This is a genomic window from Halotalea alkalilenta DSM 17697 (assembly GCF_000621205.1).
GTDB lineage: Bacteria > Pseudomonadota > Gammaproteobacteria > Pseudomonadales > Halomonadaceae > Halotalea > Halotalea alkalilenta.
Window position 1 is genome coordinate 142931 of sequence record NZ_KK211227.1, and the last position, 15716, is coordinate 158646.

The 15716-nt window shown below is 62.9% G+C and carries 14 protein-coding genes and 1 pseudogene; 11 read left to right on the forward strand and 4 right to left on the reverse strand.

Annotated elements, in window-relative coordinates:
- Positions 1–107 precede the first annotated feature (107 nt).
- Positions 108–1664: a carboxylesterase/lipase family protein gene (locus Q376_RS22430; protein ID WP_052365180.1), complete on the forward strand. Its 1557-nt coding sequence runs from the start codon at positions 108–110 to the stop codon at positions 1662–1664.
- Between the two features lie 28 nt (positions 1665–1692).
- On the opposite strand, the gene Q376_RS24350 is transcribed toward Q376_RS22430, so the two are convergent.
- On the reverse strand, positions 1693–2127 hold the full coding sequence (locus tag Q376_RS24350; RefSeq protein WP_342665972.1) for a MipA/OmpV family protein: 435 nt from the start codon (positions 2125–2127) through the stop codon (positions 1693–1695).
- Positions 2128–2414: 287 nt separating this feature from the next.
- Entirely contained in the window at positions 2415–2654 is a 240-nt protein-coding gene (locus Q376_RS24845; RefSeq protein WP_155834331.1) for a hypothetical protein, read from the reverse strand.
- Positions 2655–3456: 802 nt separating this feature from the next.
- On the opposite strand from Q376_RS24845, the gene Q376_RS0111770 reads away from it, so the two are divergent.
- The 8 genes and pseudogenes from Q376_RS0111770 (at position 3457) to Q376_RS0111800 (ending at position 12235) form a co-directional block, all read left to right on the forward strand.
- A complete protein-coding gene (locus Q376_RS0111770) occupies positions 3457–3744 on the forward strand; it encodes a type II toxin-antitoxin system HigB family toxin (RefSeq protein ID WP_027350486.1) in 288 nt (95 codons plus the stop codon).
- A 4-nt stretch (positions 3745–3748) separates the two neighbouring features.
- Positions 3749–4153: a helix-turn-helix domain-containing protein gene (locus tag Q376_RS0111775; protein ID WP_027350487.1), complete on the forward strand. Its 405-nt coding sequence runs from the start codon at positions 3749–3751 to the stop codon at positions 4151–4153.
- Positions 4154–4234: 81 nt separating this feature from the next.
- Positions 4235–4459 (forward strand): annotated as a pseudogene (locus tag Q376_RS24355) (IS3 family transposase); the annotation flags it as partial.
- Positions 4460–4769: 310 nt separating this feature from the next.
- Positions 4770–5381: a type IV toxin-antitoxin system AbiEi family antitoxin domain-containing protein gene (locus Q376_RS0111780; protein WP_027350488.1), complete on the forward strand. Its 612-nt coding sequence runs from the start codon at positions 4770–4772 to the stop codon at positions 5379–5381.
- Between the two features lie 96 nt (positions 5382–5477).
- Complete coding sequence (locus tag Q376_RS0111785) at positions 5478–6953, forward strand: DUF3375 domain-containing protein (RefSeq protein WP_027350489.1); 1476 nt, start codon at positions 5478–5480, stop codon at positions 6951–6953.
- A gap of 31 nt (positions 6954–6984) precedes the next feature.
- Positions 6985–7659, forward strand: a complete 675-nt coding sequence (locus Q376_RS0111790; RefSeq protein ID WP_027350490.1) for a DUF4194 domain-containing protein — start codon at positions 6985–6987, stop codon at positions 7657–7659.
- A complete protein-coding gene (locus tag Q376_RS0111795) occupies positions 7656–11033 on the forward strand; it encodes an ATP-binding protein (RefSeq protein ID WP_027350491.1) in 3378 nt (1125 codons plus the stop codon). Before Q376_RS0111790 ends, Q376_RS0111795 begins: the two co-directional genes overlap by 4 nt.
- Positions 11030–12235, forward strand: a complete 1206-nt coding sequence (locus Q376_RS0111800) for a DUF3322 domain-containing protein (RefSeq protein WP_027350492.1) — start codon at positions 11030–11032, stop codon at positions 12233–12235. Before Q376_RS0111795 ends, Q376_RS0111800 begins: the two co-directional genes overlap by 4 nt.
- A 21-nt stretch (positions 12236–12256) precedes the next feature.
- Here the strand turns inward: Q376_RS0111800 and Q376_RS0111805 are convergent, their stop codons facing one another.
- Both Q376_RS0111805 and Q376_RS0111810 read right to left on the reverse strand, forming a co-directional pair.
- Entirely contained in the window at positions 12257–13501 is a 1245-nt protein-coding gene (locus Q376_RS0111805) for a type II toxin-antitoxin system HipA family toxin (protein WP_027350493.1), read from the reverse strand.
- On the reverse strand, positions 13501–13911 hold the full coding sequence (locus Q376_RS0111810) for a helix-turn-helix domain-containing protein (protein WP_027350494.1): 411 nt from the start codon (positions 13909–13911) through the stop codon (positions 13501–13503). Before Q376_RS0111810 ends, Q376_RS0111805 begins: the two co-directional genes overlap by 1 nt.
- 704 nt (positions 13912–14615) lie before the next feature.
- On the opposite strand from Q376_RS0111810, the gene Q376_RS0111815 reads away from it, so the two are divergent.
- Together Q376_RS0111815 and Q376_RS0111820 are read left to right on the forward strand one after the other, a co-directional pair.
- Positions 14616–15374, forward strand: coding sequence for a hypothetical protein (locus tag Q376_RS0111815; RefSeq protein WP_027350495.1), 759 nt, complete (start codon positions 14616–14618; stop codon positions 15372–15374).
- A gap of 110 nt (positions 15375–15484) precedes the next feature.
- Entirely contained in the window at positions 15485–15703 is a 219-nt protein-coding gene (locus Q376_RS0111820; RefSeq protein ID WP_009461157.1) for an AlpA family transcriptional regulator, read from the forward strand.
- Positions 15704–15716 lie beyond the last annotated feature (13 nt).

Consider the following 15716-nt stretch of genomic DNA (forward strand, 5'->3'; position numbering starts at 1 on the left):
GGCAGGGCATCGCCGCGGTCTATCATTGGTGAAGATGCCGCGCCTCGAGTGGCAATCCATCGAGGGGCAGCGAACCTTCCCTATCCCCCTGTCTGGAAGACCCTGACATGAACATGACACGAGTGCTGCTGACGCTCTCGCTGGCGACAGCGACCTTGGCCAACATCGGGCAGAGCTCTGCCGCCACGCTATTGGTGGAACAAGGACTCGTCAGCGGTACCAGCCAGGGAGGCGTCGACGCTTACCTCGGCATTCCCTACGCCGCCCCGCCCGTCGGCCCCAACCGATGGCGGATGCCGTTGCCGCCGCATCCCTGGGAAGGCACGCGCCAGGCGACGGCCTTCGCCGACAGCTGCCAGCAGGAGCTGAGCGACGGCTTCGGCCCCTATACGTCCGAGTACATGACCCCAGGCCCGGTGAGCGAGGACTGCCTCTATCTCAATGTCTGGAAGCCGACGGAGCCGAGCGTGGCGAAGCGGCCGATCATGGTCTGGATCCATGGCGGCGGCTACACCTCAGGCTCCGGCTCGGTGCCGATCTACGACGGCGCGCCGATGGCGGCCAACGGCGTCATCGTGGTCAACCTCAACTATCGCCTCGGCGTGTTCGGCTTCCTCGCCCATCCCGAGCTCACAAGCGAGGGCGTCGGCTCCGGCAACTTCGGCCTGGCCGACATCATCGCCGCGCTCGAGTGGGTACACGACAACGCCGAGGCGCTGGGCGGCGACCCCGAGCAGATCACCATCGCCGGCCAGTCGGCGGGCTCCATGTCGGTGCACAACCTGATCGCGAGTCCGGCGGCGAAAGGGCTATTCGCCCGCGCCATTTCAGAAAGCGGCCCCGGCATGGGCCGCCCGCCACAGGCCATGGCCACCGCCGAAGCCAAAGGAGAACAACTGCTGGCCGCCGCCGGCGTCGACTCCATCGACCAGCTGCGCGAGCTTCCGGCCGAGGCCGTCATGGCCGCGGAAAATCGCCTGCCCTCCTCCGGCGTGCTGAGTTTCGCCCCCGTGATCGACGGCCAGCTGCTGCCGCAGGACCCCTACCTCAGTGCGACGGGCACCTCGGCCGACACGCCCATCCTGGCCGGGATGAACGCCGACGAGGCCTTCAGCCTGCCGCAGGAGGAGATGGACGGACTGGAGGCGGAAATCGAGCAGATCTTCGCCGCGATGGCGCCGCAGGCGCGCGCGCACTATGGCGTCGATCGCACGAGCGATGTGCGCGAGCTGAGCCGCACGATCCGCCGCGAGCGCGGCCTGGCGTCGACCTGGCAATGGGCCAGGGAGAGGGCCAGAACGAGCCACCGGCCTATCTATCTTTACCTGTTCGACCATATCGAACCGGGAACCGAGCAATGGGGCGTCTTCCATACTTCCGAAGTGCCCTATGTACTGGCGACGCTCGACCGCGCCCAGGGCCGCAGTTTCACCGACACCGACCGCAAGATCTCGGCCCAGGCATCGGCCTACTGGGCCAACTTCGTCAAGACCGGCGACCCCAACGGCGCCGGACTGCCACGCTGGTCGGCCTACGACCCTCAAGCCCCCGCCATGCTGGTGCTCGACGCCGCGCCGGAAATGCGCCCGATCCTGCCCGACGAGCGAACCTACAGGCTCTATCGGCAGCTCATTTCCCAGGGTGGGCGCCTGACGCTCTTCTGAACCGATGACGGGGCTTGAGTAGGTAAAATCAGAAGCGATAGAAGTAGTCGACGCCGACACCGTACTGGATATCTTCATCGACCAGCAGGCCATTCTTGATCGTACTGCCCATACGCGCAGCCCCCAGGTCGATGAACACTGCGTGCCTGGGCGCCGGCTGCCAGTCGATGCGCATACCGAGCTCGACGTTCACCGTGGAATCACCTTCGTAGGCGGCGCACCAGCTACGCGCTTCGTGCTGCGTGACACCGTAGTAGTAGTCCACGTACTTGCTGTCCACCCACTGCGCCGCCAAGCGGGGCGAGAAGCCAAAGGACCCCGCCGCGAAGCGGCGATCGAGCTGCAGCCTGGCGCGCCTTCCCTCACTATGCCATCGCTGTAGGTGAATGCCTTGCAGCGGTGCCACGCACAGTCGCACCGATTGCTGCCGGCTGGGTGGAGTAGCCGTGAATGGGACATTCACCTCTTCGCTGAGGCTGGGTTCAAGGCTTGCTCGAGTACCCGAGCGAGTACGGGGGCCCGACGAATCCGATGAAATTCCCGATCACCCTGCGTAGTCGAGGTACCAGCATTCGAGGTGCGGATTGGATCGTTGGTAAATCCGGGAGACTCTGCCATTGCAGCGAAGATGCGAGACGAACGCTCACCGAGCTCAGGCGACGCTTTCATCCGCCAGCTTGGTTTCACTCGATCCGCTTGGGATGACCTGCGGGCCAGATATGGAAAACCCAGCGCTAGGCTGGGCTTGGGCTACTTTCGGTTCAATTCAGGGTATCGGTCTCCGCGCCAAAGCTTCCCGTCTTTTGGAAAGCCATACACGTTGGAGACTTCACGAAGCAGCGGTGGCGGCGCGTCTATACCAGATGCCAGCCAGCTGCGCTCAGCCACGCGCAGCGCACGATTGGCCGCGCGCTTGCCGGGCTTATCGCTACCGTTGAACCCGGAAGACGTAACCGCAGTGATCGGCGTCTTGCGGCGGCTTCTACTCACGGCTGATTTTCCTTCGGGTATGGATTATCGAACTGCTCGAGCTCGTGCTGCGCCTGGCCATCAACTGGAACGGCATCTGCTCACGGGCGTGTTCCTCGAAGCTCCCACCTGACGGAGGACGGCTCGAAACCAGTCGATGAAAAAGCCGCCAGCAGGCTTCCACTACCCGAACGGCTCCTTGGCCGTCGCAGCGTTCCTGCAACGCAGCTCTTCCAAAGTATATTGCCGTCCGGTCGGGTCGACAAAGCGATCAAGGCTATATTCGCCGTGACTGTAAAGCCCATACCGGCTTGGCCCGCACCATTCTTGCTGGAACGCCGCATCCTGATTGCCGAACCCGCTAGAGAACGTCATCAAGACATTCACTTGTCCGGCCTGGAGACTTGCTTAGCGCTTCACGTTCTTCCAAGCAGGCTAATCCCTTCTCCAAACTAAAAAAACAGGGTGATCTGGTTTCCAAGGTCTTTTGACTGATAAACCGGAAGCTTGTATGCATCATGGATAATATCCTCCACGTCTTCTTCATATATGGCTTAAAGCTCTAACGCATCCTCTATCAACATACCCAGCTGCCGAGCCTCGATTGCGAACCCGGCGTGTGAGCCAACCATCCTGCACCGATGGTAAATCTCGTCGCCAGAGAGATGAACCGCATATGTAAGGGGGACTATTGATGACCGAGCAATCACTGGCAAGCACTTCATCTCGCCTCCTTGATAGCTACGACCTTTACTGGCGTATAGCAATTTGCTATGCATAGCAAATTGCTATACAATGCGCTCAAAGATCAGGGATGAGTCAAATGCACGTCATCACGCAGAAAAGGGTATGGCAAGCAAAGTCAAGGTTTCCCCAATCCTCGAAAGCCTTGGATGCATGGTACCGACTGATCAAGGTCAACGATCCGGCAAACTTCGCCGAGATGAAAAACCTGTTCCCGGCAACCGATAAGGTGGGCAGCCATCATGTATTCGACATCGCTGGCAACAACATCCGCCTCATCGCCATTGTCCAGTATCGGGCAAAACGAGTTTACATCCGCGCCGTGCTCTCCCACTCGGAGTACGACAAGGACAAGTGGAAGGAGTAAAGATATGCTCGACTTCAAAATCGAGGAAGCTGCAGCCCACTGGTCTCATCTAGACCACCTATTGCGCGAGCCTCGAAACGACGCAGAATACGATGCCAAGGTCGAAATGCTCGATACCATCATCGACACCATCGGAGATGATGAGGACCACTACCTTGCGTCTCTCGCGGCAAGGGTCGGCGACCTGATCGAGACATATGACCAAGAGCACCGGCCAATACCTGAAGCATCCGGCGCCGAGGTGCTTCGATACCTCATGGCCGAGCACGGCATTTCTCAAAGCGACCTCCCCGAGGTCGGCGCGCAACCGGTGGTCTCGGCCATCCTGTCGGGCAAGCGTCAGCTCAACTGGCGTCAGATCTGCGCACTAGCCGATCGCTTCGGCATATCCACTGACAGCTTCCGCTAAATCCATGGCGCTCGCCGCCGAGAAGATACCGCAGGAGCTGATGCGAATAGCGATGCCGCAGGCGCAGCGCGTTCTAGATACGCGCTGCGTGATCGACTACGGAAGTTGGCCAACGAGCGCCGCCGGTTCGGCTATCGGCGAACCTTCGTTTTGCTATGACGCGAGGGCGAACCAGGCCAGCGCTTCCGGGTGCTCAATGTGGTCGACGACGTCACTCTTGAGTGCCTTGCCGCCATCCCGGATACCTCGATATCGGGGCGCCGGATGGCTCGTGAGCTGACGGATCTAATCGAGCGCCGGGCAGAAGTACCGGTCCAGTAAGTGAAGGGTAATGTACCTTGGCTTACTTTTAGGCAGTCTTGGAGCCGCGGAACTGGAGCGGGCAAAGGGAACATCACGCCGCACTCAAATCGTTGATTGATAACGGGTTTATTCCGTTTGGCGCTACGGAACTAGGCCAGATTATGTACCGGACGTACCGCGTCGGCAACCAGATCCTATCCGCATTTGTCTGCTGACATTCACGGTCAGTCATCAACGCGCGCTCCAGGCAGACGTGTTTCATTCTATCGTTTGATGTATAAGATCAACGAAATCAAGGAACATCTTTGGGGCAATGGAAAGATCCTCACATGCCCAGCGCGCTCTTGCCCTGCTCCACAAGCAGGGCTTTCTGCGCACCAGCGACTTGGACACCATCGGCGCGCCGCGGGTGGTGCTGACACGTCTGTCCACTTCCGGGCAGTTGGAGCGTGTCGGGCGCGGCCTCTACCGTTTGCCAGGCAACCCCATGTCCGAGCAGGAGGACCTCGCCACGATTGCAGTCAAGGTTCCCAAAGCCGTGTTCTGCTTGCTGACGGCACTCCAGTTCCACGAACTGACCACGCAACTGCCTCGCCAAGTTTGGATTGCCATGCCTCGTGGCAGCCACACCCCACGTATCGAGCACCCGCCGATCAAGATGGTGCAGATGGCGGGTGATGCCTATGCCTTGGGCATTGATGAGCACGAACGCGATGGCGCCAGACTGCGGATCTACAGTGCCGCCAAAACCGTGGCGGACTGCTTCAAGCACCGCAACCAGATCGGCCTGGACGTGGCCATTGAGGCGCTGAAGGCTGCCTGGAAGACACGCAAGGCTTCAGCCGATGACCTATGGCGCCATGCCAAGGTCTGCCGGGTCGCAAATGTCATGCGTCCTTACCTGGAGGCGGTTTCGCATGAGTGACCACGCCGCCTTGATTCGCGCTTTCCGGGCAAGCCGATCCGTGCATTCGGATCGAGACGTCGTTGTCAACGAACGGCTCGGATAAGGCAGCCCATCATGGCACTCGACCACCTCACACTCACCACATACCGCGATCGGCATCCTGCATGGCGATTGCTGGCCTCGCCACATGCGCCATTGGTAGCAAGCTTCCTGTACCGGGTGTTCGTTGCACCGAACGTGCGGCTGACGAGCGAAGCGGATCTGACCGAAATGCTGGAAGATGAGCTGTTTGCCCTGCGCGAACAGCTCGGTGCAGAGGTGTATCCGAAAGCCGCAACTGAATACCTGAATGACTGGTGCGCGCCGGACAAGGGCTGGCTGCGCAAGTTCTACAAGCCCGGAACCGACGAGGCCCAGTTCGATCTCACCCCCGCCACCGAAAAAGCCATCGCCTGGCTGGTATCGCTGACCGAACGGCCTTTCGTCGGCACTGAATCTCGCCTGCTGACCTTGTTCGCGCTGCTGGAGCAGATCAGCACCGGAAGCGAGGCCGATCCAGCCAGGCGCCTGGAGGAACTGCGCCGCAAGCGCGACGAGATCGACGCCGAGATCGGCCGCGTCTTGTCCGGCGACGTGCCGCTCATGGATGACACGGCCATCAAGGATCGCTTCCTGCAATTCCAACAGTTGGCGCGCGAACTGCTGAGTGACTTCCGCCAGGTGGAACACAACTTCCGCCAACTCGACCGCAGCGTCCGCGAGAAGATCGCGTTGTGGGACGGCAGCAAGGGGACGCTGCTCGACGAGGTCATGGGCGAGCGCGACGCCATCGGGGATTCCGACCAGGGGCGCAGCTTCCGTGCATTCTGGGATTTCCTGATGTCCAGCCGTCGCCAGGAAGAACTGTCCGCACGGCTCGACCATATCCTCGGCCTGCCCGCCGTGGCTGCGCTCAAGCCGGAGCCGCGCACCCGCCGGGTGCACCACGATTGGCTGGAAGCCGGCGAACATACCCAGCGCACGGTAGCGCAGTTGTCGCAACAACTGCGCCGCTTCCTGGATGACCGGGCCTTCCAGGAAAACCGTCGCATCCTCGAACTGTTGCGCAGCATTGAGACCAAGGCGCTTGCATTGCGCGACATGCCACCGACCGGCGAAGTGATGCTCCTCGACGAGATGGGCGCGGACATCGCCTTGCCGCAGGAACGCCCCCTGTTTGCGCTCCATGCCAAGCCACGCCTGGCGGAACTGATACTTGAATCCGGCGAGGACGACGACATCGACACCACACGCCTGTTCGACCAGCACGTCGTGGACAAGACCCGCCTGCGTGAGGCCCTGCGGCAGGCATTGCGGCAGCAGTCGCAGATCAGCTTGCGCGCGTTGCTGGAGACCCAGCCGCTGCAACAGGGATTGGCCGAACTGGTCACCTGGCTGGAACTGGCCCACGCGGGCAGCCGCTGGCTGGATGGCCTCAGGGCCACGGTGGATGACGATGTGCAGGAGATCATCGAATGGGCCATGCAGGACAGCGATGGCTCGACGGTACGACGGCGGGCGCGAATGCCACGCGTGATTTTTACGCGTTGAATGCAAGCTGCGACGGATAGAGCGGAGACCCATGAACGATATGCACCAGGATGATCCAGAAGGCGGCACCGAGTCGCGCCCGCCCGTTGTAGCGGAACTCTCGCAACTGATGGTGCATTTGCTCAAAGGCGTGTTGTACCGTCAGGACGACGAGCGCCTATGGGCCAGCCTGTTGAGCCTGCAAGCGCGGGTGCGGGAGCAGGCGGCGGTGTTGTTGCTGGATCTGGTACTGGACGAAGCCGAGGGGTACGCCTTCTTCAAAAGCCAGCCGGAGCCGGAGGATGTGGACGCCACACCCCGTCCGCCGCGCCTGATCGCGCGACGGCCGCTGTCCTACCCGGTCAGCCTGATGTTGGCCTTGCTGCGCAAGCGCCTGGCCGAATCCGACGCCAGCGGCGGCGATACCCGGCTGGTGCTGTCGCGCGAGGATATCGCCGAATTGATGCGCGTGTTCCTGCCGGACGGCACCAACGAGGCGCGCCTCGTCGACCAAGTGGATTCGACCATCACCAAGGTGGTGGAACTGGGGTATCTGCGCAAGCTCAAGCCCGCTGCCGGCGCAGCTCAGCAGGCACCTCGCTACGAGGTGCGGCGCATCCTCAAGGCGTTCGTCGATGCACAGTGGCTGGCCGACTTCGATGCGCGCCTGGAGGGCTATCGCACCGCATTGTCAGGTGCCGATCGCGACAAGGAAGCTGGCCGATGAACGATTTTTCGCCACAGGAGCTCGATTTCGTGGCCGACGACAGCCGCGTCGGCTTTCGCCTGCAGCGGCTGGAAGTTCTGAACTGGGGCACATTCGACCGGCGCGTCTGGCGCTATGAACTCGATGGGCGTAACGGCCTGCTCACTGGCGACATCGGTTCGGGCAAATCCACCCTGGTCGATGCCGTCACCACGCTGCTGGTGCCAGCGCAACGCATCGCCTACAACAAGGCCGCAGGCGCCGAGACGCGTGAGCGATCACTGCGGTCCTACGTGCTGGGCCATTACAAGAGCGAGCGCAACGAAACCACCGGCAGCGCCCGCCCGGTGGCGTTACGCGACACCACTAGCTACAGCGTGATCCTGGGTGTCTTCCGTAACGAAGGCTACGGCCAGGCGGTCACGTTGGCGCAAGTCTTCTGGTTTCGCGAACCACAGGGCCAGCCCGCGCGCTTGTTCGTGACTGTAGAGCGGGAACTGTCCATCACCGAGCACTTTTCCGGATTCGGCAGCGACATTAACGGCCTGCGCAAGAAGCTGCGCGCGATGGGCTGCGAACTGAATGACAGCTTCCCGCCCTACGGCGCCTGGTTCCGCCGCCGCTTCGGCATCGAGCACGAGCAGGCGCTGGAGCTGTTCCATCAGACGGTTTCCATGAAATCGGTTGGCAATCTGACCGATTTCGTGCGCAGCCATATGCTCGAACCGTTCGACGTGGGGGGGCGCATCGAGGCACTGCTCGGCCATTTCGATGACCTCGACCGCGCCCACCAGTCGGTACTCAAGGCCAAGCGGCAGATCGAGTTGTTGACGCCGCTGGTGGAGGATGGCCTTCGCCACGGGCAAATCGCCGCCGAGATCCAGGCGCTGCGCGAAGGACGCGATGCATTACGCCCGTACTTCGCCGGCTTGAAGGCAGCACTGCTGGAGAGGCGCCTGGAATTGTTGACTCAGGATGCGACGCGCTGGGACGCCCGCATCAAGCAACTGGGAGAGCAACGAGACAACGCCCGAATCGAGCAGGGGAAGCTCGAAGGCGCACTGCGCGAGAACGGCGGCGACCGGCTGCAACAACTCGCTGCCGCCATTCAGCAGCAGGAGGCAGAGAAACAGCAACGGCAGGAGAAAGCGGACGCCTACACCACGCTATTGACGCGCATTGGAGAAGCAGCGCCGGGAGACGAAGCTGCTTTCATGACACAAAGATCCACCATCGGAGAACACGCCGAAGCGCTGCGCACAAGCATTGCGGACCACGATACGCAGATCAATGAAGACGGATATGCGCTGCGGCGGGGTCAGGAAGAACACAAAGCGCTCAGCGACGAGATCGACAGCCTTGCGCGTCGAAAAAGCAATATCGATGCGGCCCAGGTACGCATCCGCGACGCATTGTGCGCCGCCTTGTCCATCGCCGAGGAAGACCTGCCCTTTGCCGGTGAACTGATCCAGGTGCGCGAGGACGAACGCGACTGGGAGGGCGCGGCCGAACGCCTGCTGCATGGCTTCGGCCTGTCCCTGCTGGTGCCGGATGCGCACTACAAGGACGTGGCCGATTGGGTGGAACGCCAGCACCTGGGCACGCGCCTGGTGTACTTCCACGTGCGTGCGCGCAAGTCCACGCTGGCCGGCAGCCTGCACCCCCAGTCGCTGGTGCGCAAGCTGCTCATCAAGCCCGACACGCCGTACTACGACTGGCTTGAACGCGAACTGCACCACCGCTTCGATCTGGCCTGCTGCGACAACACCGAGCAGTTCCGCCGCGAGACCCGAGCCATCACCCGCGCCGGACAGATCAAGGACCCGAGCGGACGCCACGAAAAGGACGACCGCCGCCGCATCGACGACCGCAGTCGCTACGTGCTGGGCTGGAGCAACGCCGACAAGCTGCGGACCTTGCGTGACGAACGTGAAGGCCTGGAACAGCGACTGGGCGACATCGGTCTGCGCATTGCCAACACACAGCGATTGCGCGGGCAATGCCAGGCGCAACTGGAGGCCTTGGCCAAGCTCGAAGTCTTCACCCGCTACAGCGAGATCGACTGGCAGGCACCGGCACGCGAGATTGCCCGGCTGACCGAGGAACGCGACCGCCTCAAGGCGGCCTCCGATACCCTGCGGGAACTGGAAAGCCAACTGGCGCAGGTCGTTGAGCGCCTGAAGGAGATCGAAGGCGATCTTGGCGAGGCACAAGGCAAACGCGGAGAAATTCGCAGCAAGCACGAAACTGCCCAGGCACAGCATGCGCAGGCTCTCGAAATCCAGACGCAAGCCGCACTCGACGACATGTTGCTGCAATCTCTTGAGGGCTGGCGCGCCGAAGTCCTGGGCGACCACCAGCTCACGGTGGAATCCTGCGACAACCGCGAACAGGACGTGCGCAATGGCTTGCAGGCGCGCATCGATGCCGAAGACAAGCGTCTCTCACGCCTGACCGAACGCATCATCAACGCCATGCGCGGTTTTAAGGAGGCCTTCAAGGCAGAGACCGCCGAGATCGACATCAGCCTGGCCGCGCTGCCCGAGTTCGAGCGCTTGATGAAGGATTTGCAGCACGACGACCTGCCGCGCTTCGAAGCGCGTTTCAAGGAACTGCTCAACGTCAATACCATCAACGAGATCGCCAATTTCAACGCCCAGCTCGCGCGCGAGCGTGAAACGATCAAGGAGCGGGTCGATGTCATCAACCAATCCTTGCAGGTGATCGACTACAACCCCGGACGCTACATCCGGTTGCTGGCGCAACCCAGCCCCGATGCGGAGATCCGCGACTTCCTGCAGGATCTGCGTGCCTGCACCGAAGGCGCGCTGACCGGCTCGGAAGACGAACAGTATTCCGAGACCAAGTTCCTGCAGGTCAAAGCCATCATCGACCGCTTCCGGGGGCGCGAGGGACTGGCCGAGATCGACCGGCGCTGGATGCAGAAGGTGACCGACGTGCGCAACGGCTTCCTGTTTTCCGCCAGCGAGCGCTGGCGCGAGGACGATGCCGAGCACGAACACTACTCCGACTCCGGCGGCAAATCCGGCGGGCAGAAGGAGAAGCTGGCCTATACCGTGCTGGCCGCCAGCCTGGCCTACCAGTTCGGCCTGGAATGGGGGGCGGTGCGCTCGCGCTCGTTCCGTTTTGTCGTGATCGACGAAGCCTTCGGGCGCGGCTCGGATGAATCGGCCCAGTATGGGCTGGAACTGTTCCGCCAGCTCAACCTGCAACTGCTGATCATTACGCCGCTGCAAAAGATCCACATCATCGAGCCCTACGTGTCCAGCGTCGGCTTCGTGCACAACGAAGGCGGCCGCGAGTCGCGGCTGCGCAACCTGAGCATTGAAGAGTATCGTGCGCAGAAGGCTGCTGCCACGGGAGCCGCCCCATGACCTGGAGCCAGCCCACCGATCTGCGCACGCAGGTCGAACGGCTGTGGCAGCGCGGCGAACTGCTGCGTACCGTGGTCGGCGGTGACACACTGAATTGGCCATTGCGGCTGTCGCTGAAGTCGCCGTCCGCCGCCGATCTCAGCAACCGTTTCGATGCCGTGCGCGGCTGGGTGCGGGAGATCAGCGCCATGCCGCGCGTGCGCATCGAATGGCGCGAGTGGATGCACCGGGTGCAGGGCCGGCAGCGCCTGCCGGACACGCTGTGGATCGATACGTTGGACGATGCACTGGCGATGATCGGCAAGACCGGCGATGCCCGCCGGTTCCAGGCGCTCTGGCAGCAAACTGCCGAAGCGCAACCCACACTGCTGGCATGGCTGCAAAGATCGCCGTTGCAGACTTTGGCGCTGGCCGAACACTGGCCACGCCTGCTGGCCGTGGTGGCCTGGGTGCAAGCCCTTCCGCGCCCAGGCGTCTATCTTCGGCAGGTTGACGCGCCGGGCGTGGACAGCAAATTCATCGAAGCCCATCGCGGTACGCTGGCTCAGTGGCTGGATCTGGCTTTGCCGACGGAAGCCATCGACCACGCTGCTACCGGGATGGCCGGGTTTGCCCGTCGCTACGGTTTTCTGGAGAAGCCCGTTCGCATCCGCCTGCGCTTGCTCGATCCGCAACTGCCCCAGCTTCCCGGCTGCACCGGACTGACCGACATCACCCTGGATGAGGATAGCTTCGCCACGCTCGCCCTGCCTGCGCAGCGTGTCTTCATCACCGAAAACGAGGTGAACTTCCTAGCGTTCCCACCGGTCTCCAGTGCCATCGTCGTGTTCGGTGCCGGCTATGGCTGGGGAGCGCTCGCCCGAGCCAACTGGCTGCATCGCGCCTCTCTGCACTACTGGGGAGACATCGATACCCATGGCTTTGCCATTCTGGACAGCCTGCGCAAGTATTTCCCGCTAGCCGCTTCGTTCCTCATGGACCGCTCCACCCTGATGGCCCACGCACTTCAATGGGGTGACGAGCCCCTCGACAAACGCCATACGTTGCCCTTGTCCCGACTGGTCGATGAGGAGGCCGCTCTCTACGACGACTTGCGTCATGACCGAATCCGGCCACAGCTGCGGCTGGAACAGGAACGCATCAGCTATCGCTGGCTATGCGCGGCGTTGGCGACAACAGTCCAGGACGATTCTCGGCCGTAGCGGTATGTCCTGCCGATGTCGTCAGGGCGTGGTCGATTCGACGAACGCCGGCTCGAAATCCAGCAGGTCGGTACCGCGCATGCCCAATCCCCGGGCCACTGCACGCCAGCCCGCCACGGCCTGGGCCACTTCGTTCCAGATCGCCTGCGCTTGCGCAGCATCCAGCCTGAAATACGACGCGGCGGCCATCAGCATGTCACGGCTGTCGATGACGCCGGTGTCCTCGGTCAGCCAGGTCTTGCTCTCGCGACGGTCGCCCGGCATCGGGTTCAGGTCGAAGGCCGGCGACAGGCGCCAGCCGTGCCGGCGCGCGTCGTAGAGGAAGCCGGTGTTGCGCAGGTGGTCGTCGGTGTTGCAGATCAGGAAGTTGAAGACCAGCCGCCGCCACAGTTCATGGATGTCGGCGATCGGATCGGCGCCCGACTGGAGCAGCACATCCACCAGTTCGGTGTAGGCATGCGTCGCATCGCGGCCATCGGACTGGAGCATCGTCGCAGCCGACACGTAAGGGATGCGGCCTCCATCGTCGGTGCGATCGAAACGCCGGATGATGGCGACCGCCGTGCCGCCGATCATTTCCACGCGGGCCGGCGCCGCGCGAATGCCGGCCCTGGCCGCCAGTTGCATGGCCAGCACTTCGCCCCGGATCACGTCGCGCCGGTCCGCCTGGCTGGGAAACTTGCCGACCGCCAGGCGTCCGTCAGCGTCCCGCACCGTGGACTTCGGCCGGGCACCACCCAGCGACGTGCCTTGCCCCAGCAGGTAGCGCAGGTCCTGCGCACTTTCCGTTCCGTCTTCCAGGGCGCGGGCCGCGTGGAGCACCTTCTCCAGTTCCACCAGTGGCGGTACGTGCCGGTTCGCTCCTCCGGCGCGCAGGTAGGCGCCAGAGTGCGGATCGAACAGGCGCAGCGCGCCGATGCGCGCCTCGTCGTCCACCCACATCACGAAGTCCACCGGGTCCAATGCAGGCGTGTCGCGGTCCTCCTGCCGCAGCTTCGCATGGGCGCGCCGGATCACGCGCTCGCCCCAGGCGTCGGGCGCGGTGTCCTCCAGCGCGAGGAAGAACACCTGCCGGGGATGTTGCACGCCGGCCACCGGCTGGAGGTCGGGCGACAGCGTGAAGAACCGGGCATCCCGCAGCCAGCCTTCGTCATAGCTGAACGCGCTGCGCCGGCCGCTGCCAAGATGCAGGCGCCCCACGACCAAGCCGCTCGCCCCCAGGTGGACTTCGAGGTCCGGACGTCGTGCGGGCCGAGGCGTTGCCATCAGAAGCCCTCCAGGTCATCGGCAGGAGCGGGCGCATCGCCCTTGTCGACGACGGGCGCTGCCTGCCGCTTCCTGCCGGCAGAGGTGCGTACCCGCTGCGGCAACTGCGCCCGCACCAGTTCCATGCCGAGCGCATCGTTCTCCAGGGTCATCGCCTGGGCCAGGTCATCGAGCCGGCCCAGCACGTGCAGCGCGCGCAGGAAGGTGTGTAGCGCGGTGCCGGGATAGCCATCTTCCATGCGCCGGACGGTGCTCAGGGACGTGCCGATGCGCTGAGCAAGGTCTTCCTGGCTGAGGCGGCGCATGCGCCGCGCCGCCGAGATGTCCTGCCCCAGGCGGCGCAGCGCGCGCGCGACAGGCTGCGGCATCGCCACCTGCGCACCGGAGCGCTTTTGCTCGGAAGAAGACATCTTTTAGGGCCTCAAATATGAAGTTATTCTCGAAATAAGCATTCATATTTGAATGCAAAAATGGGGGTCAGTCAACCCAGTCCATGTCTGCCCTTGCAGTTCTGGTGACCGCGCTGCGCCATTGCCAGCCGTCCTGTTCGTGAGAGGTGTCACCGGGCTGCCAACTCCCGATGAAATCCGGCAGGTGATCTCACCTCGTCACCGCTCGATTGTTCGCAGGAGCCACCAAACGGCTCCTACGCACGTGAGAGAAACGGGGCGTCATGCTTTGTCGATCTGGGGGAAGACCCCTCGCGTCTTGCCCCAAACCTCGCCGCACCCCGTCGAAGCGCCATCGCCACGCCTGTTTCTGCCCGAACTGCGTCTCCTGATAGACCGTCGCTGTCTTGCACGCCGGTAACGCCCAGGCTCGAACGCAAGAAGACCGAATCCGTCTTTCGCCGCGATGGCGTCTGTAGCAAAACCTCGTTATCGAGCCATCCTGCCATGTGCAGTCAACCGCTTGAAGCATACCGCCACGCAGAGGCTCGGTGCTGGTGGACAAGCGCCATATCGACAGGCGGCTGCTCTGGTGAACATCCGTCATCCTGGCCTTTCCCACAAGCCAAGCCGCCACCGTCTCGCGCCGTGAAGGCGCGTCCCGGCAGCGATTCCAATCAACGAGAGGAAACAGATGTCCTGAATCCTGTTACCAGGGAGCAGCCATGCGAAAGCCTTCATCCGGCCCCCAAGCCAAGGTCTTCTACCGTCCGATCGAGGCGGCCATCCAGTGGGCGGGGCTGTCGCGTTTCGAACGCCGCATCCTCGATGTCGCCAAGGGGATGAACCGCTTGCCCGAGCACCCCGAACTGGCGCGCTGGCCACAGCTTCGCCTGAACGCGGAACGGATCTACGACGCACTGGTGCATCTCGACCTTCCCTACGGCAAGGACGGCATCACGAGCAACGACCCCGCCTTGCTCGATGACCCCAGCCTCACAATTCGCCACGTCGATCTGAAGGACTGGATGATCCGTTTCTATCCCGACCAGCGACCGGCCTTCCTGTTCGATGCCTTCGAGCGTCACCTGCACCCGGCCGTCAGTGTCGATGCGGTGCAGGCACTGGTCATGGATCGCGAGGCGTTGAAGCTCCAGCTTGCCGACAGGGTGCAAGCCTGGGATGCGCTCTATGCCCAGTTCCAGGCGCTCAGCCAGGAGCACCAGGCGCGCACGGAGCGCGAGAAGCGTTCCGGGGTGCCGGGCGCCCGCAGTGAGTCCACCTACCTGAACATCGTTGGCGGTCTTCTGACCCTGCTGCTGGGCAAGTCGCCCAATGGCGTTCCCTATTCGTCCTTCGAGACGCTGGAATCGGTCATCAGTGCGCTGGTTGCCCATTACGGCGACAAGTCCGGGATCAGCGAGCGAACGCTGTGGGCGAAGTTTTCGGCAGCCAGGCGTCATCTCGCCACCCAGGACCGCTGACTGCAAGTGCAGACGCCGAGCCTGCACTTGCGGTGACTGCGCGGGAACCGCGCTATTGAATACGGGGCACGTCCATCACCGCCGCTACACAGCGCCAAGGAGTGCCCCTCGTGACTGCCCAGACCATCGCCACCGCGACGCCGAACGAACACCGCATCCTGCGCCGCGCGGAAGTCGAGGCCAAGACCGGCTTCAAGCGCGCCCACATTTACAACCTGATCAAGGAGGGCAAGTTTCCCAAGCCCCTGCGCCTCGGGGTACGCGCCATCGGCTGGGATTCGGTGGAGATCGATCAGTGGATCACCGATCGACTCAGGGAACGGGCGTGAGCCCGCGCTCCGT